Origin of the sequence: Sorangium sp. So ce124, assembly GCF_051525235.1 — a bacterium.
GTDB classification, from domain to species: Bacteria; Myxococcota_A; Polyangia; order Polyangiales; family Polyangiaceae; genus Sorangium; species Sorangium atrum.
The window spans coordinates 13357346-13383263 of the sequence record NZ_CP150312.1 but is presented as its reverse complement, the minus strand read 5'-3'; the positions used below and the strand labels follow the sequence as shown (position 1 = coordinate 13383263).

Annotated in this window: 15 protein-coding genes; 9 read left to right on the top strand and 6 right to left on the bottom strand. The window is 71.8% G+C overall.

The window, feature by feature from the left end; translation table 11 throughout:
* Positions 1-181: 181 nt before the first annotated feature.
* Together WMF19_RS50150 and WMF19_RS50145 are read left to right on the top strand one after the other, a co-directional pair.
* The gene (locus WMF19_RS50150; protein WP_437896854.1) at positions 182-1543 is read left to right on the top strand and encodes an ATP phosphoribosyltransferase regulatory subunit; all 1362 of its coding nucleotides are present in this window, start codon (positions 182-184) and stop codon (positions 1541-1543) included.
* Between the two features lie 112 nt (positions 1544-1655).
* Positions 1656-2939: an adenylosuccinate synthase gene (locus tag WMF19_RS50145; RefSeq protein ID WP_437326509.1), complete on the top strand. Its 1284-nt coding sequence runs from the start codon at positions 1656-1658 to the stop codon at positions 2937-2939.
* 57 nt (positions 2940-2996) lie between these two features.
* On the opposite strand, the gene WMF19_RS50140 is transcribed toward WMF19_RS50145, so the two are convergent.
* Both WMF19_RS50140 and WMF19_RS50135 read right to left on the bottom strand, forming a co-directional pair.
* Positions 2997-4277, bottom strand: a complete 1281-nt coding sequence (locus tag WMF19_RS50140; RefSeq protein WP_437896853.1) for an esterase/lipase family protein — start codon at positions 4275-4277, stop codon at positions 2997-2999.
* A 438-nt stretch (positions 4278-4715) separates the two neighbouring features.
* On the bottom strand, positions 4716-5252 hold the full coding sequence (locus WMF19_RS50135; RefSeq protein ID WP_437896852.1) for a hypothetical protein: 537 nt from the start codon (positions 5250-5252) through the stop codon (positions 4716-4718).
* 926 nt (positions 5253-6178) lie between these two features.
* Between WMF19_RS50135 and WMF19_RS50130 the strand changes: the two genes are divergently transcribed.
* Positions 6179-6982: a class I SAM-dependent methyltransferase gene (locus WMF19_RS50130; protein ID WP_437896851.1), complete on the top strand. Its 804-nt coding sequence runs from the start codon at positions 6179-6181 to the stop codon at positions 6980-6982.
* 467 nt (positions 6983-7449) lie between these two features.
* A complete protein-coding gene (locus tag WMF19_RS50125; protein WP_437896850.1) occupies positions 7450-8301 on the top strand; it encodes a DUF4142 domain-containing protein in 852 nt (283 codons plus the stop codon).
* A 132-nt stretch (positions 8302-8433) separates the two neighbouring features.
* Here the strand turns inward: WMF19_RS50125 and WMF19_RS50120 are convergent, their stop codons facing one another.
* A complete protein-coding gene (locus WMF19_RS50120) occupies positions 8434-9102 on the bottom strand; it encodes a hypothetical protein (protein ID WP_272096606.1) in 669 nt (222 codons plus the stop codon).
* 186 nt (positions 9103-9288) lie between these two features.
* On the opposite strand from WMF19_RS50120, the gene WMF19_RS50115 reads away from it, so the two are divergent.
* From WMF19_RS50115 to WMF19_RS50100, 4 genes are all read left to right on the top strand, one after another.
* Complete coding sequence (locus tag WMF19_RS50115) at positions 9289-10467, top strand: hypothetical protein (protein WP_437896849.1); 1179 nt, start codon at positions 9289-9291, stop codon at positions 10465-10467.
* Positions 10464-11498, top strand: a complete 1035-nt coding sequence (locus WMF19_RS50110) for a tetratricopeptide repeat protein (protein ID WP_437896848.1) — start codon at positions 10464-10466, stop codon at positions 11496-11498. The genes WMF19_RS50115 and WMF19_RS50110 overlap by 4 nt, the downstream gene beginning before the upstream one ends.
* Positions 11444-12856: a hypothetical protein gene (locus WMF19_RS50105; protein ID WP_437896847.1), complete on the top strand. Its 1413-nt coding sequence runs from the start codon at positions 11444-11446 to the stop codon at positions 12854-12856. The genes WMF19_RS50110 and WMF19_RS50105 overlap by 55 nt, the downstream gene beginning before the upstream one ends.
* Before the next feature lie 208 nt (positions 12857-13064).
* A complete protein-coding gene (locus tag WMF19_RS50100; RefSeq protein ID WP_437896846.1) occupies positions 13065-13517 on the top strand; it encodes a hypothetical protein in 453 nt (150 codons plus the stop codon).
* A gap of 12 nt (positions 13518-13529) precedes the next feature.
* On the opposite strand, the gene WMF19_RS50095 is transcribed toward WMF19_RS50100, so the two are convergent.
* Positions 13530-18878 (bottom strand): AAA family ATPase, encoded by a 5349-nt coding sequence (locus WMF19_RS50095; protein WP_437896845.1) that lies wholly within the window; start codon positions 18876-18878, stop codon positions 13530-13532.
* 249 nt (positions 18879-19127) lie between these two features.
* Between WMF19_RS50095 and WMF19_RS50090 the strand changes: the two genes are divergently transcribed.
* Complete coding sequence (locus tag WMF19_RS50090; RefSeq protein WP_437896844.1) at positions 19128-21791, top strand: hypothetical protein; 2664 nt, start codon at positions 19128-19130, stop codon at positions 21789-21791.
* Between the two features lie 33 nt (positions 21792-21824).
* Here WMF19_RS50090 and WMF19_RS50085 read toward each other — a convergent pair whose 3' ends face one another.
* A complete protein-coding gene (locus WMF19_RS50085) occupies positions 21825-23777 on the bottom strand; it encodes a protein kinase domain-containing protein (protein WP_437896843.1) in 1953 nt (650 codons plus the stop codon).
* Between the two features lie 77 nt (positions 23778-23854).
* On the bottom strand, positions 23855-25732 hold the full coding sequence (locus WMF19_RS50080) for a sigma 54-interacting transcriptional regulator (RefSeq protein ID WP_437896842.1): 1878 nt from the start codon (positions 25730-25732) through the stop codon (positions 23855-23857).
* Positions 25733-25918 lie beyond the last annotated feature (186 nt).

The window sequence follows — 25918 nt, the reverse complement described above, 5'->3', positions numbered from 1 at the left end:
CCGGCCCACGGGCCCGGTGGTGCGCACCGACCAGCAAACGCCTTGCCACGGCAAGCTCAACGGACGTGCGCGCCACGTGCGCACCGCGTGCTCAGCCGGTATAAGCGGGGCCACGATGTCCAGCGACGCTCCGCGATGGGAAGCCCCCCGAGGGGGAAACAGCCACGTTCCGACGCCCGAGGTGGACCGGTCAACGCCGTCCGCCTCCGCCCCGCCGCGCGCGCTGGCGCACCCGCTGCCCGCTGGCATGCGCGATCTCCTCCCCGAGGAGGCGCGGCGCCGGCGCGCGCTCGCCAAGCGTGTGCTCGATCACTTCGTTCTGTGCGGCTACCAGCCGGTCTCGCTGCCGGCGTTCGAGTTCGCCGAGGTGCTCGAGCGCGGGCTCGGCACGCTCGACGCCGCGGACGTGCTGCGCTTCATCGAGCCCGAGTCGGGCGAGGTGGCGGCGCTCCGCCCGGACATGACCCCTCAGATCGCGCGGCTCGTGGCCACGCGGCTCGCGGACGCGCCCCGCCCCATCCGCCTCTGCTACGAGGGCACCGTCCTCCGCCGCCGCCAGGGGCGTGCGCGGCGCCACCGGCAGATCCCGCAGGCCGGCGTCGAGCTCTACGGCGTCGGCACGCTCGCCGGCGAGCTCGAGATCCTCCGCCTCGCCGCCTCCGCGGTGCGCGAGGCCGGCCTGGAGCACTTCGTTGTGGACCTCGGCCACGCGATGATCGCGCGCGCGCTGCTCGACGCCGTCCCGGCGGGGCTCGCGGCCGAGCTCTCGGAGGTGCTCGAGCTGAAGGACGCCTCCCGCCTCGCCGCCGTGCTCGCGAGCCCGAAGGCCGCCGACGTCCCGCGCCGCATCGTCGCGGCCATCGCCGCGCTGCCGGACCTCGCGGGCGGCGGCGCGGCTGACCCGGACGGCGCCGCGGTCTTCGACCGCGCCACGAGCCTCCTCACCGGCACGCCCGCCGAGGCGCCGCTCGCCGAGCTCCGCGCGCTCTGGGACGCGGCGCGGGCGAGCCCCGAGCTCGGCCCGGCGCTCCGGGTCGACCTCGGCGAGCTCCGCGGTCTGGCGTACTATACGGGTGCAATTTTCCACGTGCTCGCCGATGGCCCCGGGGAGGCGATCGCGGCGGGCGGGCGCTACGACATGCTGCTGTCCCGCTTCGGCCTGCCGATGCCGGCCGTCGGCTTCGCGCTGAACCTCGACGCGATCGCCTGGGCGCGCGACGTCGCGGGCGCAGCGGACGAGCCGGCGCTGCGGGTGCTCGTCGCTGTGCGGCCGGAGCGCGCCTCGTCGCTCGCGGCGGCCCTGCGGGGGCTGGGTCTCCCGGCCGTTGCGCACGCGCCGGACCAGGATCCGGAGGGGTACGCGCTGTCCTGGCGGTTCTCCCACCTGGTGCGCGAGCGGGACGGTGCGCTCGTTGTCGAGGCGACATCCGGCGGCGGCGAGGCCGCGACGAGCGCGGGCGAGGTCCCGGCGGCCCTCGACGACGCCGCGGCGGCCCAGGCGATCGTGCTGAAGACGGGGGCAGGACGTCCGGGCGGCAAGTAGACGCTCGCTCGGCAAGCGAGCCTGGGGTAAAGGCGAACCTGGACCCGGACGGAGCCGCTCGGAGTGACGAGCGGGCCGAGGCCGGGCCACGTGATCCAAGAGGAGCTTCGGAATGACCGCGATCGTGATCGTCGGCGCACAGTGGGGCGACGAGGGCAAGGGCAAGGTCGTCGACCTTTATACGGAGAGCGCCGACCTCGTGGTGCGCTACGCCGGCGGGCCCAACGCCGGCCACACGCTGGTGGTGGGCGGGGAGAAGCTCATCGTACGGCTCATCCCGAGCGGCATCCTCCGCTCGAACGCCCGCTGCGTGATGGCGCAGGGCATGGTGGTCGATCCCGGGGTGCTCGTCTCCGAGATCGACGCGGTGGAGGCGCGGGGCTGCTCGACGCAGGGGCGGCTGTTCGTTTCGGATCGCGCGCACCTGATCTTGCCGTTCCACCCGCTCGTGGACTCGCTCCGCGAGGCGGCGGCGGCCGACGGCGTGCGGCTCGGGACGACCAAGCGCGGCATCGGCCCCTGCTACGAGGACAAGGCGTCGCGGCGCGGGGCGCGGCTCGGCGATCTGCGCGACATGAAGCGGCTGGCGCAGCTCGTGTCGCGCTCGATCGAGGCCTGGACGCCGACGCTGCGCGCCCTGGGCGGCGAGCCGCCGTCGCTCGACGCGATCCTCGACGAGCTCACGCCGCTGGCGAAGCGCATCACGCCGCTGCTCGCCGACACGTCGCAGCTCATCGACGGCGCGCTCCGCCGCGGCGAGCGCGTGCTCCTGGAGGGGGCGCAGGGGACGTTGCTCGACATCGACCATGGCACGTTCCCGTTCGTGACATCGTCGTCGGCGATCGCGGGCGGCGCGTGCGTCGGCGCCGGGGTCGGCCCGACGCGCATCCGCCGCGTGCTCGGCCTGGCCAAGGCGTACTGCACGCGCGTGGGCGAGGGGCCCTTCCCGACCGAGCTCGAGGGCCAGCTCGGCGAGCGGCTCCGGTCGGTCGGCGGCGAGTACGGCTCGGTGACGGGCCGGCCGCGGCGGACCGGGTGGCTGGACCTGCCGGCGCTGCGCTACGCCGCGCGGGTGAACGGCCTCGACGGGATCGCGCTCACCAAGCTCGACGTGCTGACCGGCATGCCGGAGCTCAAGGTGTGCGTGGCCTACGACACGCCGTCGGGGCGCACCCGGGAGTTCCCGATCGACGACATCGCGACGGCCAAGCCGGTGCTCGAGACGGTGGCCGAGTGGAGCGAGTCCATCGACGCCGCCCGCTCCATGACCGAGCTGCCCGCGGCGGCGCGGCAGTACGTGGAGATGGTCGAGAAGGAGACCGGCGTGCCGGTCGACGTCGTCTCCGTCGGCGCGGACCGCGAGGCGACCATCGTCCGGCGCAACGCGTTCGCCTGAGAAAGCGGGCTCGCCGCGCGGGGAGGCCCCTCGTGGAGCCCTCCTCCCGCGCGTCGCTCACGGCGCGGCGCCTTCGGCTCCACGGATCGACGAAGGGACGCTCGCCTCGGAGCGAGGCGCCGGCGTGCTGTCCGCGGCGGCGCCGGCCTCGGGATCGGTCCTCCTCGCGGAGAACACCGGCAGGACGACCCGGGAAGAGCGCGCCTCTCTCTCCCGACCCGACTCGGCGGCGAGCGCAAAGCCGCGGACCGACCGCCACACGTCCAGGAACCGCTCGCGGCCGAAGCCGGAGCTGGACATGAAGAGGCCGTATCGCTTGTAGTCGCGGCCAGGGCTCACGACGTCCTCGTCCGGCGCGTCCGAATCGCCGTAGTGCCCGATGATGTCCGCGTGGTCCGCGTCGACGTAGACGCTCTCCTCCGGCGTGGGCCACACCATGGATACGGAGTTGACGATGCCATCGTTGTGCGCACGGACGAGCGCCACGCTGCCTGCGGCGTCGAGCCTGCGAACGGAGCAGTCCGGACCGAGCTCCGCTCCTGGGTTGTGCGCAGTCCACCGGTGACAGATCTTGAACAGATCCCAATCAGGCGCGCTCGGGTGCGGCTCGGCCCTTGTCACGATGGATCGGACGCGCACGTGCCCGTAGGTCGTCCTGAAGATCTTCGCGTGGAGAAGGTCCTCGACGTGACGGGCCGGATCGAGGTCCGCCATGGCGCCGAAGTCGTCCGAGGCGTCGTTCAGCCACCTCAGCGTATCGAAGTAGCTGGCCCTCGCCCGCGCGCGGACCAGGCCATCCGTCGAATCGAAGGAGCCGAGCAAGCTCGTCGTGTCGAGGAGCGCGTCGATCCAGCCGGCGGACCACCCGAGCCGCTTGATCGAGCTGGCCAGGAAGCGCGAGCCCGGCAGCCGCAGGGCGCGGCAGGTCTCGTACAGCACCGTCGCGAGCAGCTGGAGCTCGCCGGACCAGCGGGTGAACAGGTGGGCCAGGTTCGAGCCCCGGTGTGGCGTGGAGAGGAACTGCACCGAGGAGATGCTCTCGATGATCAGCTCCGCCGGCAGCTCCTCGACCTGCGCGCCGTCCGCCGCGTGCTCCGCGTGATCGTGGAGGAGCTTCATCATCCACCGGATATCCATGCCGCCGGTGGAGTGTCCGACGAGGTGGAGGGAATCGCCGCGGCTCAGGCGGAGGATCCCGCGCTTGTACCGCTCCAGAAGCCAGTCGAGGAGGAGCCGCGCGCGCGTCTCGATGGCGGCCGTGGGCACGTTCGGAAAGTAGTGCAGCGTGAGCGGGGCGTCGTACATCGCGCCCTTCCAGCCGCGCAGCGCCTCGGTCACGCCATGGTAATATTGAAGCGATCCCAGGGCATCGAAGCCACCGAAACCGGGTACGAGGACAACATGAGTCCTTGGCACGTCCGTGCGAGTCGTCGCGTCCATGAATGCGTAGTCTCCGCCCTGTGATCGCCCTACCGCGCTCGGCGTGTGGGCGTGAACCGTTATCCGGGATGAGACAGCCGACCGGACCGGGTAGTCCCCGCCGCTGTCGCCGCGGAGTCAGGCATCTCTCACGCCATCCGCGCTCGCCCCACGATCTCGGCCCGACTCACCGCCGGATCGCGCGCGACGCGGCAGTCGCGGCGGGCGATCGCGCGGGAGGTCGAGCCGAGGGTTGCGCGATCGCGCGGGAGGTCGAGCCGAGGGTTGCGCGATCGCGCGGGAGATTGCGCAGGGTCGGTCGCTGCGATGGGAGATGAGGCGGGAATACCTTGAGAATTACTGCCCCGAGCCGCCCCCATGCGTGTGGGAGCCGCCGCTCTTGCTTCCGCCGCCGGGCGTGCCGCCCCGCTGGCCGCTGCCGCCGCCCGGCGTGGTGGTCCCGCCCGGCGTACCGGTTCCGCCGCTCGGCGGCGCGTAAGCCCCGCCCCCCGGCGTTCCGCCGGTGCCGCTGCCCGGCGTGCCGCCCGTGCCCGGCGTGCCGCCCGTGCTCGGCGTGCCGCCCGTCGTGCCGCCGGTGCCCGGCGTGCCTCCCGGCGTGCCGCCAGTACCGCTGCCCGGTCTGCGTTGCGTGCCGCTGCCCCACTCCTGCGTGCCGCCCTGGGTGCCTGGCGCGCCCTGGGCGCCTGTGCCTGGCTCTCCCATCTCTCCTTCAGTTCCAGGCATCGTGCCTGTGCCTGGCGTTCCGCTCTCGGGCGCGCCGGGGGTCTCTCCGCCGGTCGGTGCGGGCGCCGGCGAGGCCGCCTGTCCGCCTTTATTGCCCCCGCAGGCCATGAGCGGCAGCGCGGTCAGGACTACCAGAAACATGCTTCGCATGATGTGTCTCCCAGGTCGTTTGCGTTGCGGTTCGTGCCGAGCCGCCGGCGATGCGGACGCGCCCATGCGCGAAGGCCGCCTCCGGTGCCTGGCGGCGTAGCGTCCCGCGCTCGACATGCTGGGGCCGAATCCGGTGCTCGGGATCGAGACGACGCCGGAACAACGCATCGGGCCGCGCCCGATCGAAGGCCGATATGCCCTCGAGACATGAACAACGCCTGACGCCGGCCGGCGCGCGCTCGACGACAGGCGCTCAGCCGGTCACGGAGCGAGCGAATCGATCCACACGCGCCGCGCAAACCGCCCTCGCCGCGGCTCGCCCGGCGATTGCATTGCGAAAGGGCCACCTGTGACCGCCGCGCTGCGCCCGCGCGCGGCCGCTCGCAGCGCGGCGCACGTCGGAGGGGTAGTCTGAGGCAGGAGCTCAGGCTGCTGCGCGCCCGCTACATCCATGTCTGCACCGTCGTGCCGGCGACGGTCGACACCCCGCTCTTTCGGCACGCAGGCAACTACGCGGGGCGCGCGCCCAGGGACACGCCCCCGATCGTCTCACCTGAACGCGTGGCGCGCGCCATCGTTCGCCTGGCACGGACGCCTCGGCGAGACATCTTCGTGGGCAGCGCGGGCCCACAGCTCGCCTTGCTGTCTCTCCTCGGGCCGGGCTCGCAGCCCTCGCGCCCGCCGCGCCGGGCCTCTTGTGGCTCCGCCCAAGGCTGCTCGCGTGGACGCCTGGCGGTGACGGCGCGCTCCGCTCCCTTGAAGTCGTCTGGACATATCGTCGGGACAAGCGCGCTTTACAGCCCGGGCCGAACAGCTCAGCCGCTGTGCGCCGCTCAACAGATGGATGACGCTGGAAGAAGGTCGGGCGAAGTCAGCAGGGAGAAGCTCGCTTTTCCTCCACGGGATGGACTATTCTGTCCATTCCTATGGCCGAGGACAGCTACGTCTTTGCGGGTTCGGAGCGTGCGCGAGAGCTGGAGCGCCTGCGGCGGATCGAGGGCTTCTTCGACCCCGGCAGCCGGCGCCTTCTCAAGGCGTCCGGGATGGGGCCCGGCTGGAGCTGCCTCGAGGTAGGAGCCGGCGCCGGCTCGATCGCCTGCTGGATGGCAGAGCGCGTGGGGCTCGAGGGCGAGGTGGTCGCGGTCGACCTCGATGTCGGGTTCATGGACGCTTCTCCGCCGCCCGGGGTCCGGATCATCGAGGGCGACATCCGCCAGCTCAATTTCCACGCGGCGCGCTTCGATCTGGTGCACGCGCGCTACGTGCTCATCCACAACGCGGATTTCCAGGATCTCCTCGACGCCATGCTCGCAGCGCTGAAGCCCGGCGGCCACCTGGTGCTCGAGGAGCCTGACTTCACCGCGGCGAGGGGCGCCTCCGGTCCGGATATCGAGGCGTTCGATCGGGTCAATCGGTCGATCCTCGCGATGTTCGAGGCCGACGGCAAGGACCCCGGCCTCGGCCTGCGCCTGCCCGCGATCCTGACGTCGCGAGGGCTCGCCATCGAGGCCGTCGAGAACGAGGCGCCGCTGTGCCCGGGCGGTCACCCGCTGTCCGAGATCATGAGCATCTCAGCCACCCAGCTCCAGCACAGGTACCTCGCGACAGGGCGGGTCAGCGCGGAAGATCTCGCCGGCTACGCCCGGTTCGCGGCCGATCCGTCGGCGTGGGGTGTCTACTACGGCACCGTCGGCGTCCTGGCCCGCAAACCGGCCAGGACCTCCGACTGACGTCCTGCTCCCGCCCCGGGGCCGGGTGGCGGTGCCAGGTGACGGTGACCAAGAGCCCGATTCCGGGCCCGTCCTCCAGCAAAGCGGCGAACTCCGTCCTGCGATCTCCGTCGAGCCCGGACATGGCACCACGCTGATCCTCCGACAGCGCCGCTCCCGGCCTCCGCCCGCCCTCGCGCAAGGTTTCCAGGCCCGCCGCCCGTGCGGCGCCCGCGTCCGTTCATCGACGTCGATAGGTGGCACCTCTGCGCCGGTCCGTCGCGCGGCACGGACGATTCAGCCGATCCTGCGCGCTGGTGAGAATTGACTATTTGATGTTCTCGCGGCTTGCGCCGCCCAACAACGGTTCAAGATACGTGACGGGGCGGGCCAGGCATCACCGCCGAGCGCTCCAGCGCCGGCCCCGCTTCCGTCAATGACATGGGGGAACTATGAACATTCGAGTCGATTCTCTTCGTTTTGCATGCATGGCAGCCCTCGCGCTCGCGGGAACCAGCGCTTGCTCCGTCGCGGCGGAAGACGGTGTTCTGGTGGCGGCGGACGAGGACAGCTCGGAGGCGGTCGATTCCACGTCACAGGCCTTCTCGCTCAGCATGCCGCAGCTCGCCGCCGTGCTCGCCGCCTTCAACGCGACCGAGATCACCGACGCGCAGATGGCCCGGGCCAAGGCGTCGGACGCGCACGTCGTCGAGCTCGCCGCGCAGCTGTTCGACTATCACACCGCCGCGAGCCAGCAGCTCGCGCTCGCGCTCACGCAGATGGGCATGGCGCCGGTGGACAACGAGATCAGCCTGTCGCTGATCGAGCAGGGCACGGCGGATCGACAGCAGCTCGACGGGCTCGCGGGGCCCGGCTTCGACTGGACGTTCGTCAACGTTCAGATCTATCGACACCGGGAGTTCCTCGCCCATCTCCAGGAACAGATGGCCATCGTGGGGCCCGAGCTGCACCCGGGGCTCTCTCACCTCGTCCCGGAGGTCCTGAGCGCCACGAAGCGTAACCTCTCGTTCGCCACATCGCTCCTCGCGCTCATCGGCAGCCCGTACATTCCGGAGAGCGGCTATCCATCTGGCGTTCCCTATTCCGGCAATTACGGCACCTACGGTAATTACATCGATTACGGCAATTACGGTAACTACGGAACCTACGGCAACTACGGCAACTACGGCGGCGGCTTCGCCAACAACGCGCCTTCCTACGGCCCCGTCTACTTCGGCGCCAACGGGCCCTATTCGCCCGCCGCCTCCCCCTACTACGGGGTTTACGGCCGCAGCACGCCGCCTGGCTTCGGCGCGCCCAGCCCGTACCCCCGCCCCTGAGGCCGGCCCGATAGGGCTCGCTCGCGCCAAGGCGCCTGGCGAGGGGGACATGCGCGTCGCCGCCCCACGCTCGAAATGAGCGGGAAGCAGCCGGTGGGTTTCTGACGGGCCTACGGGGAAGGGCGCGGCGCGCTACAGGCGTCGCCGTGCCCGGCCGCGATCCGGGATGACCGCGTGGATCTCCGCCTCGCTGAAGCCAGCGGCCCTGTAGAGGCGCTTCAGGTGCACCAGCTCGATGTGCGCGCTCTTCGCCACCGAGGCGCGGATGCGGTCGAGCACGCTCAGCCGCTCGAGCGGCAGCCGGGTCGCCTCGACCGTCGAGCGCACCGCCGCCGCCGCCGACTTCACCTCGGCCGCCGCGGCCTGCGCCTTGTCCAGGCTGAGCTTCGGGTGGATCCCGGAGCCGAGGAGCTGCGCGAGCACCTCCAGCCGATCCGGCTGCCCCGTGAGGTCGCCGTCCTCGTTGTCGGCGAAGTAGGCGACGCCGCCCGGGAACAGGATCGACAGCGCGGGATCCGCGGAGGGGCGGCCCACGGCGTTCCAGACGTCGTCGGCGACCTTGCCGAGCGCGTCGTCGGCGCGCGCGGACTCGGCCTCGACCTTGGCGAGCAGCGGCTCCGCCTCGGAGCGCGCGGCGTTGCGCTGGGCCTCCACCCCGTCGAAGAGCGTCAGCACGGGCACGAGCCGCTGCTCGGCGAGCTCCCGGAGGGGCCCGCCCTTCGCGGAAGCGCTCTGGAGCGTCGCGCGCACGTCACCGATGATGTCGTCCGCTGGCGCATCCTTGCGAATCACCTCGCCCATGATGTCGATCCTCCTCAGGCTCCAAGGCTGCGGAGTCCAGCGATACACGACCCGCGAACGCCCCCCGTCGACGCTGTCACCTCGGGCACCATAACGGACCGACGCCCACCCGATCAACCGGATCGCAGCCCGGCGCCGTCGGCCCCGGCATGAGCCTCCAGTGCGCCTCCCTGGTACACTCTGGCCGTGCACCTCGGCCCGCTGCTGCTCACGGCCCTGCTCGTCCTCCCGCTCGCCGCGCACGCCGGACAGGCCGGCGATCTGGTCGCCGCGGCGGCGGCGGCGGGGCGCCCGCCCGAGTGCTCGGCGCGGTCCGGCCGGGCCATCGCCCGGGGGCCCACCGTCTGGGAGCGCGCGCGGGCGCCCGAGCTCCCGCGCTACTGCGACCTGCTCGCGCGCGGCCAGGCGCAGCTCGGCGGCGACGCCGAGGCGGCGCGCGAGTCGGCGCGCCTCGCCGACGAGCTCCTCCCGGGGCACGCCGCGCCCCAGGTCCTGCTCGCCCGCGCCGCCCTCGCGCTCGGCTCGCCCGAGGACGCCGCGCGCGCCTTCGAGCGGGCGCGGAGCGTCGATCCCCGCAGCGTCGAGGATCCGCAGACGATGCACGACCTCGCGCGCTCGCTCGCCCGCACCGGCAAGCGCGGTGAGGCGATCGCGATCTACCGCGCGCTCGTCCCGCGGATCGATCTGCTCGGGACCGCGGACCAGCGCGCGCTCGTGCTGCTCGAGGCGGCGCACCTGTCGATGGCCACGGCGGGCGCGGCGTCCGTCGCCGACGCGAGCGCGAGGCCGCCCGCCGGCGCGCACGGAGAGGCGGCCGCCCGCGGGGCCCTCGACGAAGCGATCGCCTACCTGCGCGAGGCGCGCCTGCGCGCGCAGACGCAGCTCGCCCGCGACGTCACGCTGTCGCTCGCGCTGGCGCTGGACCGCGGCGGCGACAAGGCCCAGGCGGACGCCGCGCTCGAAGGCGAGGCGGCCACGCTGGAGGCCCCGCGCGGGCGCGCGGCAGAAGATCGGAGCGCCGGGGCGGCCGCGCGCGAGCGGGCCGCGGACGACCTCGCCAGCGCGGCGGCGCGCCTGCGCACCGTCGAGTACCTCGCGGTCCCGGAGGACAGGCTCGCCCTCGAGGCGCTCGCGCTGGAGCGGACCATGACGGCGGCCGCGATAGCGCGCTGGGAGGCGTACCTGTCGGGCGCCAGCGGCCAGGGGCCGTGGGCCCCGGCGGCGCGCGCGCGCCTCGACGCGCTCCGGCGAGGCGGCGGCGGGGGCCACCGGCCCGCGCGCGCGGCGACGGGCGCGGCCGCGCGCGGCCCGCAGGAGCGGAGCGCGGCGCCACCGCCGCGGCCGAACCCAGGAGGAGCGCGGTGACGCGGCGCTCGCCCCTGCCCCGGCGCTCGCCCCTGCCCCGGCGCTCGCTCCTGCCGGGCGCCGCGGCGCTCCTTGCGTTCTCGCTCGCGGCGGGGTCCCTCCGCGCAGCGCCGACCGTCTGGTCCCGCGCGCTCGATCCGGCGGCCGACGAGCGCGAGGAGCTCATCTCCCAGGCGGACGCGCTCCTCGCGCGGTACGACCAGCTCCGTCGCTCGCCGCTCCTGGAGCGGGTCGAGGAGATCGGCCCGCTCTGGCTGCGCGAGGCGCGCGCCCTGTACGAGCGCGCCGGCGCGGCGACCTCGCGCACCCCTTCGGTGCGGCTGCGCTACGCCGACATCCTGGAGCACCTCGGCGACGTGCAGGGCGCCGTCGCGGCGCTCGAGGGGCTCCTGCGGCTCCATCCGCCGGCGCCTTTCCGGGCCGACGCGTGGCACGCGCTGGCGGTCTGCTACGCGCGGCTCGGCAGGTACACGGACGAGATCGAGGCGTACGACGAGGCGCTCGTGCTCGAGCCGCACGCGGCCTCGCGCGCGCTGCTGCTGGCGAACCAGGCCGAGGCCTACATGGCGCTCGGCGACATCACGTCGGCGGTCGAGGGGTACCGCGCCTCGCTCTCGACCCTCGGGTCGCTCGACATGGTCCGTTACGGCGTGACCACGCTCTGGGGGCTCGCGGTGGCGCTCGACAGGTCGGGCGACCTGGAGGGAGGCATCGAGAGCATCCGGCTCGCGAGGACCTATGACCGGGCCGACCAGCAGATCAACGGCGCTGGCTGGTTCTACGTGCCTTCCTACGACGAGGCCTGGTACGCGGCGCTCGGCCACTGGGCCGCGGCGCGGAGCGCCGAGCTCGGCGCCGCACGCGCGGAGGCCTACCTGCAGGCCGTGACCGCGTGGGAGTCCTACATCGCCCGCGCTCCCGGGAACGATCACTGGCTGCCGCTGGCGAAGGCGCGGCGAGCGCAGTGCGAGAGGGAATGGGAACAGACGTTGAAGCGCCTGCGCAAGCTCGCGGCGCCGCAGCGGCGCTGAGCCGGGGCGGCGGCCGCTGCAACGTCTGGACGGCCGGGCGCCGCTTCCGCCCGCGCGCGGCGTACGGCGCGTACGGCGCGTACGGCGAAGGACGGCCGCGCGTGCGCGTGGTGCGCGTGATCACCGATGGTGCTCTGGTCGTACAGCGGCGCGACGGCGAGAGCCCCCTTTACGACCCCGGCCGGCGGGTTCACCTTAACGTGGTCGCCCTCGCGCGCGGGGGCGGCGCCGGCCAGCTCACCCCGAACGGAGGCTCCATCGAGATGCGTGACTCGGTGTTCGATGAGGTCGTGCTCTGGTCCGGACGCCCCAAGGTCGTCGCGACGCCGCTGCTCTACCTCGTGGGGGCGGCGGTGTGCGGCGTGACCTCCGCGATCAGCACCGCGTCCGCCGTGGTCGTGAGCAAGGCCCTCGACGCGTCGCCGAACCAGCTGCTCGCCTTCGCGGCCTGGATGGCGAGCCTCGCGGTGGCGTTCAGCTACCTGCCGCGCTGGTGGCGCTCGGAGCTGGAGTACATGCTCACCGATCGGCACATCGTCGTGCAGCGCGGGAAGCTCCGGCGCTCCATCGAGCGGCGGTCGATCAGCTACGCGCGCATCCACTGGAACCCGAAGCACCCCGGCGTCGGCGACCTCGAGCTCGTCAGGGCGGTGCCGACCGGCGCCCTCCGGCGGCGGCTGTCGATCGTGCTGACCGGCGTCGTGGCCCCGGATCGCGTCTGGGCGATCCTCCGGGGCGTCGTCCCGTCGGCGCCCGCGGGCGACGGTCACCGCCTGCTCTCGCAGCGCCTCGACGAGGGCGAGCGGGTGCTCTGGTCGGCGCACCCGGCCGACGGCTGGCACAAGTGGCTCCCGAACGGCCTGCGCGGCGTCGGCTCGGTGCTGCTCGGCGTGCTCCTCGGCGGCTTCGCGGTGGTCACGGCGGTGCACGCCGTGCGCAGCATCCGCATCGTGACCGCGGCGGGCATGGATCCGGAGAGCGTCTCCTTCGTGGCGCTCGTCGCGTCCCTCTCGCTCACGATCGTGCTGCTCGTCGCCGCGGGCGCGGCGATGCTCTACATGTCGGTGGTGCGCCCGGCGCGGCTCGCGGCGCGGACGCGGTACCTCATCACCGACCGGCGCGTGCTCATCCAGCGCGGCGACGAGGAGCTGCACCTCGATCGCTCGCGCATCGTCGACGTGATCGACGCGCCGGGCGCCGGGGGCCTGCGGGACGTGTTCCTCGTGCTCGACGGCCCGCGCGCCCGCGCCGTCGCCGCGAGCGGCGCCTTCGGCGAGGCCCCGGGCGCCGGGCTCCAGCCGGTGCTGCACCGGGTCGCGGACGTGGACTCGGTGCGGCAGATCCTGCGGCCGGCGTAGTCCACCGTCGCCTGCGCGCGCCGCGTGCCCTGCTCATCGCGCGAGCCCGTCCGCGGAGGCATGGTCGCTGCTCCCCGGAGCAGGATCGGCCGTTGCGAGGTGCCGTTCAGACTGGATCTCGAGCGCTGCCTCACACCCGAGCCTCGGATCCTGCGCTCCCGAGCTCGGCAGTGTACCCCGCGCACGTTGGATCAGGGTAAGGAGCCCCATGCCGATCGTTCAGATCAACGACCCGCAACAGTCGGCGCCGACGAGCTGCGGCGTCATCATCTTCCGCGTCGATCTCCAGACGGGCAATGTCGACGGCACCTTCGCCCTCGCCCTCTACGAGGGGGAGCTCGCGCGCGAGATCGGAACCAAGATCAGCGGCCCGACGGGAGATTTCGCGGGCGCGTACTCGGTCACCACCCTGCGCCCCGACGGGACCACGTTCGCCGTGGGCGACATGATCGCCAGGCCGCTCGGCCAGGAGGGCGTCTACCTGGTCCGCTGGGTTCTACGGCCGGTCGAGCTGGCGCTCGAGGAGCTCGGCTATGTCCCGGGAACGCAGCTCATCTACGAGGCGATAGGGATGAAGCTCAACGGCGGCGCGGCGGTCGCTGTCGCCTGGGACAACAACGTCTTCGCGCGGCGCTGGCCCCAGGGAACCGCGCCGCAATAGAGAGCCCCGGCCTCAGCCAGGCAACGCGACGATGAACGTCGCGCCCTCGCCCTCCTGGCCATCGACCCTGATCGTGCCCCGGTGGGCCTGGACGATGTCGTAGCTCAGCGACAGCCCGAGGCCCGTGCCCTGGCCCGTGGGCTTCGTCGTGAAGAACGGGTGGAAGATCTTGGCCCGCAGCGCCTCGGGGACGCCGACCCCGTTGTCGCGCACCCGGATCTCGACCTCGCGCCCGAGCCGCCGCGTGCTCACCACCAGCGTCGGCACGTACGGCCCGGCCGCCGAGCGCTGCTTCTCTCGCAGCGCGTGGAAGGCGTTCGTCAGCAGGTTCACGAACACCCGCCCGATCTCCTGCGGCACCAGCTCGATCGCGCCCACCGCCTCGTCGTAATCGCGCTCGATGATCACGTTCAGATCGAGCTTCTGCGCGCGCATCCCGTGGTAGGCGAGGCTCACGTATTGATCGAGCAGCCCGTTCAGCCCGACGCGCTGGCGCTCCCCCGTGCCGCCGCTCGCGTGCTGCATCATCCCCCGCACGATCCCGTCGGTGCGCCGCCCGTTCTCGGCGATCTTCTCGGCGCTCTGCTTCAGGCTCACCACCAGATCCTCGATCTCGGCGACCTTGAGATCCCGGTTCGACGCGAGCCCGTCCAGGATCTCGGCGGCGATATCGACGTTCGCCTCGGCGAAGTTGTTGATGAAGTTGAGCGGGTTCTTGATCTCGTGCGCGATGCCCGCGGTGAGCTGCCCGAGCGAGGCCATCTTCTCCGATTGCACGAGCTGGAACTGCGTCGCCTTGAGGTGATGCAGCGCCTCCTCGAGGTCGGCGTTCTTCTTCTGCAGCTCCGCCGTCCGCTCGCCGACCCGCTGCTCGAGCTGCCCGTAGAGCACCGCGTTCTCGATGGACACGGCCACCTGGGCCGAGAGCAGCCGCAAGACCTCCAGCCGCTCCTGCGTGAACGCGCCCGTGGCCAGGTTGTTCTCGAGATAGAGCACGCCGATGAGCTTGCCGTGGTTGAGGAGCGGCATGCACAGGACCGACCGCGTCTGGTTCCGGGTGATGTAGGGGCTCTGGGTGAAATCGCCCTCGTGCGCCGCGTCGGCGAGCACCACGCTCTCGCGGGTCCGCTCCACGTACACGGCGATGCTCTCCGCGAACTGCCCCCCCTCCACGGACGACACGAGATCCAGCTCCGTGACCGCGGGCGCGGCCCGCGGGTCGGCCGGATCCACGCGCGCCTCCACGCTGGGGATGAGCTCCTCGCCCTGCGCGAGCAGCAAGACGCCGCGCTCGGCCCCCGCGTTCTCGATGACGATGGTCATCAGCTTGGTGAGCAGCCGCTCCAGCACGAGCTCGCTGGCGATCGCCTGCGACGCCTTGAGCACGCTGCCCAGATCGAGCACCCGCGACGTCTGCTGCCGGGTGCTCGTGGTGGTGAGCGTCGTCCTGTCGAGGGGCGCCTCGGCCAGCGGCTGCGGCGGGTTGAGCTCCGCGTCGAGCAGCGCCACCTTGCGCCGCGCGCCCCAGAGCTCGAAGCCATAGCGGGCGTCGGCAAGGTAATCTCTGCCGAGCCGCTCCTTTCCGCGCCGGAGCCAGAACCTGCCGTAGAGCTCGCTCGCGAGCGCCTCGTCCTGGAGGAACCCGTGGGCCCTCGCCGAGGTGATGGCGCGCTCGTACAGCTCGATGGCCTCCCCGATCTCGCCCGCGAGCCGCGCGAGCTCGGCCCCGACCAGCGCGTGCATGTGCGAGAACGTCTCGGGGCATACCTCCGCCCAGCGCCCCAGCTGATCCCGCCTCGCCGCGGCGGCCTCCTGGAAGGCCCTCCGCTCGTCCGCCCCGGCGCCGTCGGCCAGCGCCGCGAGGCAGAGCGCGTGATGAAACTGGTGCTCCGCCGACGCCACGTTGCCGGTGACCGCCGAGATGAGCGCCTCGGCCCTCGTCGCCGCGGCGCGCGCCCCCGCCAGATCGCCGTGCAGGTACAGCGTCTGCGTCTTCAGGATGTGATGGTAACAGAGGGCCATCACGCTCTGGTTCGCCTCGCACGCGGCCAGGTAGTCGGCCTCGGCGGCAGGATCCGGCGCGGCGGCCCCGGCCCTGCCCGAGAGGTCCGCGAGCGCGAGCTCCAGCCCGCGGATGATGTCGATCGCGATCTGGTTCTTGCTCTTCTGGTTGAAGTGCAGAAACTCCGGCAGATCCGCGAGCACCTGCGCGAGGGGCCTGCCCTCATAGAGCTGGTTGAACAGCTTGTAGATGAGGATATAGCCCGCGTACCGCAGCTCCCCGGCCTCGAGCCCCGCCTTGTATCCAGCGTCGTTGACCGCCTGGGCCGCCGGCAGGTGCTTCACCCACGGTAAAAGGAAGTTGCCGAGAGCGAAGCAGCTGTTGCAGACGTCGCCGGGGCTGTTGAACCGCTCGCCGAGCCGCACCGCGAGCACCCCCATCTCGTAGCCCGCGACCGGCTGGCCCCGGAACCCCGAGAGCACGATCCCGAAGAACGCGAAGATCGAGCAGGCGCCGGGGGCGAGCCCGTACTGGAGGCTCAGGCCGACCGACTTCGTGACGGTGAGCCCGTAGAGCTGCCGGTCCACGTAGAACGTCGCCGAGAGCACGTTCGAGAGCAGCTTGAGCGCGGCCTTGCCGGCGGGGTCCTCCACGGCGGGCGCCTCCAGCAGCGACTCGAGGGCGCGATCGCCGAGCCGGCGGTCGACGTCCGCGAGCTCCGCCTCGAGCGCCGCGCCGAGATCCCTCTCGGGCAGGTCGATGCCGAGCAGGGCGAGCCCGCGCCGGGCCACGTCGATGGCTTCCGCGTACCGCCCGATCATGGTGCAATGGCTGACCAGCGCGTCGTACACGCCGGCCTGCTCGAGCGGCGTCCGCGCCTGATCGAGCAGCGCCCGGGTGAGCGCCTCGGCGCGCTCGTGGTTGCCGTTGAGCCCCTCGGCCTCCGCGAGCTCGCGGTGGAGATCCGCGGTGAGATCGTGGTGCTCTCCCCAGGAGCCCTCGGGCAGGAGCGCGAGCCCCGCGGCGAGGTACTCCCGCGCCGCGGCGTAGGCGGTGGAGCTCTTCGCCCGCTTCCCGGCCTCCAGGTTCAGCCGGGCGATCTCGAGCCGCTCGACCGGATCCGTGACGAGGCCTTGCCCTTGGTTCAGGTGCGTCGCGAGCTGGAAGATCCGCTCGGCCCGCTCCGGCCCGCTGATCTTCGAGAGGAGCAGCCGCCCGATCCTGAGGTGCACCGCCGGCCGCTCCGCCTCCTCGACGAGCGCATACGCCGCCTGCTGCACCCGGTCGTGCAGGAACCGGTAATGCCGCACGAGCAGCGAGGGATTCGTCGAGTCCTGGACCACCTCGAGCTCGGAGGCCGGCAGCAGGAGCCCCTCCAGCGCCGCCGCGAACAGCGGCTGGGACAGCGCCTCCTCGGATCTGCCCGCCACCAGCGAGAGCGCGCGCAGATCGATCTCGCTGCCCATGCAGGCGCCGAGGCTGAGCGCCTGCTGGGTCGCGGCCGGCAAGCTGCGGATCTTGCCGATCATGAGATCGATGATGCCGTCGGTGACGCCCTTCGCCTCGATCCGGCCGAGGTCCCATTGCCACCGCCCCCGCTGCCGGTCGAAGGCGATGAAGCCTTCCTTGTGCACCGCCTTCAGGAGCTCGCTCACGAACAGCGGGTTGCCCTCGGTCTTGCGCAGGATGAGCTCCGCCAGCGGGCGGACCCGCTCCGGATCCGCGTGCATGGCCTGGCCGAGCAGCTCCTCCACGTGCTCGCGGCCGAGGGGCCCGAGGTGGATCTCGTGAACCGCCGTCCCGTACGCCCGGATGGCCGCGAGCGTCATCGTGAGCGGGTGAGCCGGCCCCACCTCGTTGTCCCGGTAGGCCCCGATCAGGAAGAGGTACGCCGGTCGATCCTCCCCGAGCACCCGCTCGAGCAGCCGCAGGCTGGCCGCGTCGGCCCACTGCAGGTCGTCGAGGAAGATCACGAGCGGGTGCTCCCGCTTCGCGAAGACCCGCAGGAAGCGCTCCAGCACCAGGTTGAAGCGGTTCTGCGTCTCCGTCGGCCCGAGCTCGGGCGCGGGCGGCTGCGGCCCGAGGATCGCCTCCACCTCGGGGATCACGTCGAGGATGACCTGCCCGTTCTGGCCGAGCGCGCCGCGCAGCGCCTCCTGCCACCCCGCGAGCCGCGCCTGGCTCTCGCCGAGGATCTGCCGCACCAGCGACCGGAACGCCGCCACCACGGCCGCGTAGGGCGTCGCCCGCTGGAGCTGGTCGTATTTCCCGCCGATGAAGTACCCCCGCCGCCGCGTGATCGGCTCGTACAGCTCGCGCACGAGCGCGCTCTTGCCGATGCCCGAGGAGCCCGTGACGAGCAGCAGCTCGGCCGCGCCTCGCGCCCCCTCGACGGCGCTCTTCGCGCCCTGCGCGACCCGCTCGAAGGTCGAGAGCAGCGCCTCCACCTCGCGCTCCCTGCCGTAGAGCCGCTGGGGGATCTGGAACCGCTCCGGCACGTCGCGCGCCCCGAGGTCGATCGCCCCCACCGCGCCGGTGTCGCGGAGCGCCGCGATGCACGCCGCGAGGTCCGCCTTGATGCCGTACGTGCTCTGGTATCTCGCCTCGGGCGCCTTCTCCAGGAGCCGCATCACCACGTCCGACACCGCCCTCGGCACGCCTTTCGTCCGCGCGTGAGGCGGCGCCGGGAGCCTCGCCAGGTGGCAATGCACGAGCTCCATCGCGTCCTGCGCCGGGAAGGGGAGCGCCCCGGTGAAGAGCTCGTAGAGGGTGACGCCGAGCGAGTAGAAGTCGGTGCGGTAATCGATCGCCCGGTTGGTCCGGCCGGTCTGCTCGGGGGCGATGTACATGAGCGTCCCGTCGAGCACGTCCGGGCTCTTGAGGACGGGGTTCTCCCGCGACAGCACGGTGGAGATGCCAAAGTCGATGATGGCGAGCCGCTCGCGCTCCGCGCTCCAGACGATGTTCGAGGGGTTGATGTCCTTGTGGATGATGCGCTGCTCGTGGAGCTGCCCGAGCGCGTCCACGATGCGGACGGCGATGTCCAGCGCCTCGGCGAGCGGCGGCGTCCCCCGGCGCAGCAGCCTGTCCAGCGACTCCCCGCCGAAGTCCTCGATAGCCATGGTCCAGCCCTGCAGCTCGAGCCCGAGGCCATAGGCCCGCGGGACGCACGGCAGCTCGAGCCCGCGCTGCATATCGTATTCGCGCTGGAACCAGGCGAGCCGCTCGGGAGACGGGCGGAGGGGCTTCAGGATCTTGAGGATGAGGGGCTCCCCGTCCGCCTTGCGCAGGGCGCGGCAGACGCGGGTGTTGGTGCTGTCGTAGACCTGAGCCTGTATCTCGTACCCGGGCAGGACCATGCTGGATCTAGCCTCGATGCGCCGCGGAGCTGCGGGGCGAGTGGCGGAGGGCGGCGCTCATGGGAGCGGATTGGACCACGGTCCGCGGGACAAAGCCATGTCCCCGCCGGGGCGGCGCTCGTTCGACGCTCGTTCGCTCGTTCGACGCTTCTTCGACCGAAGGCGCGCGCTGCGCCACCTCGCGCCGGAGGTGGCCGCGAGGTGACTCACGTTGACGCCCGCATTGCGGTGCTGATAACAAGGACCCTCATGCTCCGCTCAATGGGGGGAAAGGTCCTCGTGCCGTGGATCCTGCTGCTGGGCCTCGGAGGTTGTCCCAGGCCGCCCCCGTGCGCCCCCGTCCAGATCCAGGAGCGGAAGCACCCGTTCATCGCCTTCGATCGCCACGACATCCCCGCCCTCAGGCAGCGGGTCACCCAGGACCCTTACAAGACCTGGATGGACGATGTCCGCCGCGGCCCGCCGGGGCAGGGCCACCCGTGCGCGGCCCCCTCCACGAATACGGACGTAAAAGAATACCAGCTCTCCAACTGCGCGCTGTACGGGGCCCTCTCCTGGGTGATCGAGCAGCGCAGCGACGCGCTGAAGACGGCGCGCGATACGCTGCTGAAGGCGGGCGACACCAGCACCGGCTGGAACCAGACGCCTGGCGCCTGGTACTGGGGCGGAACCCTGCTCAACTATGCCTACGCCTACGACCTCGTGCAGCCGGCGCTGAGCGCGGACGACGACGCGGCCATCCGCGACAAGCTGGAGGACGCGCTCGGAAAGACGATGGGGGTGTACGGCGAGTTCAACACGACGTACGTCACCAACTTCCGCTATCGCGTTGGCAGCGGCGCGGCCACGCTGAGCTACGCCCTCGGCGAGCACGACCACGCTTGCACCGTCGAGCGCGATCTCTTCGGCGACGAGCCGCTGGACTCGCTCGTCGCCCTCCGCTCCTACGGCCCCTACATGCAAGCCTGCCTGACCAAGGACGGCACCTACGTCGAGGGCCCGAGCTACCAGGACGACGTGTTCTCGGTGATGCTGCCCTACCTCCAGGCCATGAAGAGGCTCTCCGGCGGGGCTCGCGACGGCCGTGATTACATCAACGCGGTGAACACCCCCGCGGCCTGGGGCGATGACACCCGCATCGCCCGCATGCTCCGCTACGGGGGCGCCCTCTCCATGCCGGACGGCAACGCGGCCACCCTCGAGACCGGCTGGCGCGAGCCCCTGCAGCTGAGCAGCATCGCCGCCAGCGCGCTCAGCGACAAGGAGGGGCGCCGCGACGCGAAGGGCTTCTATGGCTGGCTCAGCGCGAAGGGCAAGGCCGTCGTCAACAACCCGGTCTACAGCATCCTCTATACCGATCCGGACATCGCCAGGGCCGGCGCCGGGGCGCAGGAGCCCAAGGAGCCCACGTACACCTCGCTCGTCACCTCGGACATGACCTCGCTGCGCTCCGGCTGGAGCGCGGACGCGGTTCACCTGCTGATGACGACCGAGCACGAGTACCGCCCGTCCTCGCACAGCCAGCCCGATCAGACGAGCTTCCTCCTGCACGCGAAGGGGCAATACCTGATCATCGATCCGGGCGACGGCCGCAACTACGACCCCGCGGGCAGCTCCCACACCTCGCTGTTCTACTGGGTCAACTTCAGCCCGGAGTCGCACAACCTGGTCACCATCGACAGCTTCAAGGGGATCCGGGATACGTACCAGACGCCCGCGTGGCGCCAGCTCGGCATCTTCAGCGACCTGACCCGGCCCGTGGACGATCCGGCGATCCTGCAGGCGTCCTTCCTGACCGGGGAGCTCGACTCCTCGACGGTCACGATCGACGACTACGTCAACGTGCCCGACGTGTCCACGCGGCGGACGGCGACGCTCGCGCGGAGGAGCTACGTGGTCGTCTTCGACCACATGATCTCCGCAGCCATCGGCTCGGCCCAACCGATGCTCCACTATTACGACACCCACCTCCATTACAGCGGTTGGCTGGGCTGCCGGCCGGGCGCGCCCGCCATCTGCACCGACTACGCCACTTCCAGGCCCACCTCGTCCAGCACACAGGTGGACTGCGGCGACGTCTGCGGCGAGGTCCGGATGGCCAGCGACCTGGCGGCGGCGGGGGCAGCGACAGGGCTCGCCCCGAGCGAGCCGATGCCTCCGGGCGCCGGCGGCGGCGCTCCGTCCGCGCCCACGGCGGGCCGGCTGGTGTGGGCCACGCGGACCGACGACGGGAAGCGCGATCTCGAGCTCGACGTTGTCTACGTCCCACGACCCGACGCCTTCTCGGTGAATCGAAGCGGCTTCACCAACTTCTTCCCGAACATGACCTTCCGGCACCCATTCTCGGTGGCGCGCTACATCGCCTCCAGCACGCAATGGCTGACCGTGCTCTACCCGCGCGACCTCACCGCCGGCGAGCCGAAGCCGGCGATCGAGGCGCTCAAGGTGAGCGGCGGGAGCGGCTCGGCCGCGCTCGTCTCCATCGCGGAGCAGGACACGCAGGATCTCGCGCTGGTCTCCGACGGCGCGCAGCCGGTGGAGGTGGGCGACGCTTCTCGCGTGCCCGCCGTGCCCGCCGTGCCCGCCGCGAAGCTGCAGGGCCGCAGCGCGCTGCTGCTCCTGCGCCACAGGGCGCTCGAGCGCGCCCAGGTCGACGCCGGCACCTCGCTGAGCGTCGGCGGTCGCGCCCTGCTGCTCGCCGCCTCGCCCGTTTCCGCGTCGCTCCGGCCCGAGGGCCCCGGCCTCGCCGCGGAGCTGGTGCTCTCGAGCGCGGCGCAGGTCGGCCTCGCCGTCTCGCGCCAGGACGCGCAGCTCTACCTCGACGGCAAGCCCGCGCCGACGCGCTACGACGCTGCCAGCGGCACGGCCTCGACGAGCGTGCCCCAGGGCCGCCACCGCCTCACGGCGCGCTGAGGCGCTTCGAGCCGGCGCCGGCGCGGCGCGACCTCATCGCATGGTGGTCGTCGAGTGGACGCCGATGGTCGGCTCGCTGCCTGCGACGAAATCGACCGGAGCGCGCTTCACCAGGTTGAAGACGCTCACGGGGGGGGCTCCCGGCAGCAGGCTCCGCGCGCCGACGTCTTCGAAATCGAAGAGCTGCTGCGCGGCCTCGCGGACCGTCGCCTCGACGAGGATTTCCCCTGGCCGCGACGCCCTGGCGAGGTGCGCGGCGGCGTTGACCACCTCGCCGAGCACCGTGTAGTCGAGCCGGCCGTACGCCTGGGATCCGACGCTGCCGGAGAGGACCTGCCCCGTGGAGAGCCCGATGCAGATCCCCTGCGTGTACGGCGAGCCCTCGCCGGCACGGCGCGCCACCGCCGCCATCTGCGCGCGGACGGCCACGCACGCGCTGAGCGCCCGAGACAGGTGATCCGGCCCCTGGAACACCGTCATCACCGCGTCGCCGAGGAACTTGTCCACGACCCCCCCCTTGGCGACGAGCTCCGGGACGATCACCTCGAAGTTCGCCCTGAGCAACCGCATGGCCTCGCCGGGCAGCCTCTCCCTGGTGACGGGCGTGAACTGGAAGATGTCGATGAACGCCACCGTGGCCATGACCGCCTCGCTCGCGAGCGCGATCGCGGGGCCCATCTCCCGGATCCGCTCGATCAACGCCGCGCTCGTGAACTGACGGAGGATCTTGTTCTCCTCGTCCGAGCGGGCGTTCCTCCGCAGCTCCGCGACATGCTTGATCGTCTTGTCGATGGTCGCCTCGAGATCGCCCCGCTGGATCGGCTTGAGCAGGAAATCGAACGCGCCCTGGTTCATCGCGCTCCGGATGTTCCCCATGTCGCCGTAGGCGGACATCATCACCGTCCTCGCAAAGGGGCTCACCTCAGGGACGCGCCCGAGGAACGTGAGCCCATCCATCACGGGCATGTTGATATCGGTGACGACGACGTCGATGTCGGGGTGGCGCCGGAGCTCGTCGAGGGCGTTCTCACCGTTGTCAGCGAAGATGAACTCGTAGACCCGGTCGCGGATCTTCTGCCGGAAGAGCAGCTTCATCATGAGCGCCACGTCTGGCTCGTCGTCGGCGATGAGGATCTTGGCGGGGCCCCCGCTGGCCTCGATCACCGCCGCGAACGCCGCCACGAAATCGGCCGCGGACTGGAACCGCTGCGCCGGGTCCTTCGCCAGCGCGTGCTCGAAGAAGCCGTCGAAGCCGGGCAGCAGGCCCGGCACGAGGCTCGACGGCGGCGGAAACGGATCGGTGCAGATGCTGATGAGCAGCTCCCCGATCCCGCTCGCCGCGAACGGGAGCCGGCCCGTGAGGGCCCTATAGGTGATGACGCCGAGCGACCAGAGATCGCTCAGGTGATCCGGCACGACGGCGCGCACCTGCTCGGGGCTTATGTACGACGGCGTACCGACGACCCTGCCGAACGATCCCTGCTGTTCCTCGTCCGACTCGAAGACCGTCCACACCACGCCGAAATCAAGGAGCTTCACGCATTCTCCTGGCTCCTTCCGCGCCAGGAAGACATTCGCCGGCTTGAGATCGCGGTGGATGATCCCCGCGGAGCTCGCCACCTGCAGGCCAATGGCGATCTGCCGGAGCAGAGCGAGCGTCGCCGACGGCGAGAGCTGCCGCTCCCGGGTGAGCCTGGCCTCGAGGTCCTCCCCTTCGAGCAGCTCCATGACGATGTAAGGGCAATCTTCGTCGATACCGTAGTCGTGTATCTGGATGATGTGCTCGTTGCGGAGCCGCGCGATCGCCGTCGCCTCTCGCTCGAACCGGCGTCGCGCCGGGTCGGAGCTGACATGCTCGGGCGTCATCACCTTGAGCGCCACGGGACGCCGGAGCACCTGATCGAACGCCTCCCAGATGACGCCCATCCCGCCGCGTCCGATCTCTCGTCTCAGCGCGTACTTCCGCGCGATCGTGCGATTCAGCATGGTGAGCGCAGTGTAGCGAGCTCCCAGCGCGCTTGCTCAGGTTCGAGACGCGGGGGCCCGTCGACAGCAGCCCTGCATCAGCGAGGAGAGGGCCGCTTCACACCCAGGACCTTCATGCGGTAGGACAGCGTGCGCACCGGTATCCCCAGCCGCCGCGCGGCCTCGGTCCGGTTCCAGCCCGCGGTTTCGAGCATGTCCTGGAGCAGCTTGGCCTCATACCGCTGCACCTTTCCCCGGACCAGCCCGCCCTCGGGGGGCGCCTCCTTCGGGGCCGACGGCGTGGGGCAGAACACGGCCACGTCGGGCGGAGCGCGGCCGAGCTCCGCTTCCTTCCCCAGGTCCGCGGGGCGCTCGGACTCGCCGCGCGCCGCCGCCGCGCGCACCCTCGGGGGCAGATCCTCCAGGCCGACGAGCGCGCCGGGCGTGACCACCACCGCGCGCTCGATCACGTTGCGCAGCTCGCGCACGTTGCCAGGCCACGCGTACGCGCAGAGCAGGGCGAGCGCCTCGGGGGTGATGCCCTCGACGCGTCGTCCGTTGGCCGCGCTGGCCGCGCGCAGGAAATGCCGCGCGAGCGGCTCGATCTCGTCCTTTCGATCGCGCAGCGGCGGGATGTCGATGACGACGCCGCCCAGCCGATAATACAGATCGGCCCGGAACGCGCCCGACGCGGCCATCGCCTCGAGATCCCGGTGCGTCGCCGCGACGACGCGCACGTCGACCTCGATCTCGCGGCTCGAGCCGACGCGGCTGAACGACCCCGACTCGAGCACGCGGAGCAGCGCGGCCTGGGCCGGCGGCGGCAGCTCGCCGATCTCGTCCAGGAACACCGTCCCGCCGTCGGCCTCCTCGAACACGCCCTTCTGCTGCTGCAGCGCGCCGGTGAACGCCCCGCGCTCGTGGCCGAACAAGGTGCTCTCCACGAGGTCCTTCGGGATCGCCCCGCAGTTCACGCGCACCACGCGCCGCCCCTTGCGCGGGCCGCCCTCGTGGATCATCCGCGCGACGACCTCCTTGCCGGTCCCCGTCTCGCCGTGAAGGATGACCGGGATGCGCGAGGCGCCCACGCGCCTCACCGTCTCGATGACCTCGCGCATCCGCTGGCCGGCGATGATCCCCCCTTCCTCCGGCTCCTCGCGCGCGAGCACCGAGGTCGCGGCCGGGCCGCACGCCACCGGGCGCTCGGGCGAGGCGTGGCGGGCAGCCCCGCGCGCGGCCGCGAAGACCTCGTCCGCGGTGCTTCCGGCGTCCGGGTAGAGGGCGAGGCCGACGAGGAGCCGGGCGTCGCTGCCGACGAAGGAGGCTGCGATGGCCTGCGCGGCGCGGTGCGCCTCCTCGGCGCCGGCCTCGGGCAGGAGCACGTGGGCAGCGCAGATGCCGTAGAGCGCCACACGATGGACGGGCTGAAGACAGGCGCGCACGGCGTTGATCCAGCCCTCCGCCGTCTCCGCCGCGCTCATGCGCACGTGGAGCAGGGCGAACGGACGGCGAAAATGTCGGGCGCGCGTCAGCTCGTCCTCCACGCGGCGCAAGAGCTTTTCCTCTCCCTCGAGATCGAGGGACTCGCCCCCGGCGCCGAACGCCTGAACCCGCAGCGCGACGCTGCCGAGCACGACCTCATCCCCTATCGCGATCCCGGCGCGGGCGACGCGGCGGCCGTCGAGGAACGTGCCGTTCTTGGATCCCAGGTCATCGACCCACACCCGCCCGCGCGAGAGGAGGAAGCGGGCGTGCTCCCGCGACAGGGTACGATCGTCGATGCAGAGCGCGGCAGGCGCGGCGCGCCCCACGACAAGCGGCGTGTCGGGCGAGAGCAATCGTCTCTCCGTCTTTCCGGCGTGATGCCAGACGAGCGCGATGCCCAGCGTCGCGGTCTGCTGAATGGCAGAGATCGACCTCCCCGCCAGGGTCCAGGTCTTCGCCGCGTCGTCCTGCACCGACTTGCCTGACCGCATGCACTCCGCCTCGCTGGTCTCTATATCAGGCTCTTTCGGAAGGTCCAAGAGCCACCACGGACCTCGCCGCTCATGAGTCTCCGCCGCGCTGCGCGGCGCTGCGCTGCGCTGCGCCTGTTTGTGTCGCCAGGTCGCCGCGGGCGGGCGAGCCATTTTCATTGCGCGCAAACGTTTGCCGAGACGCCC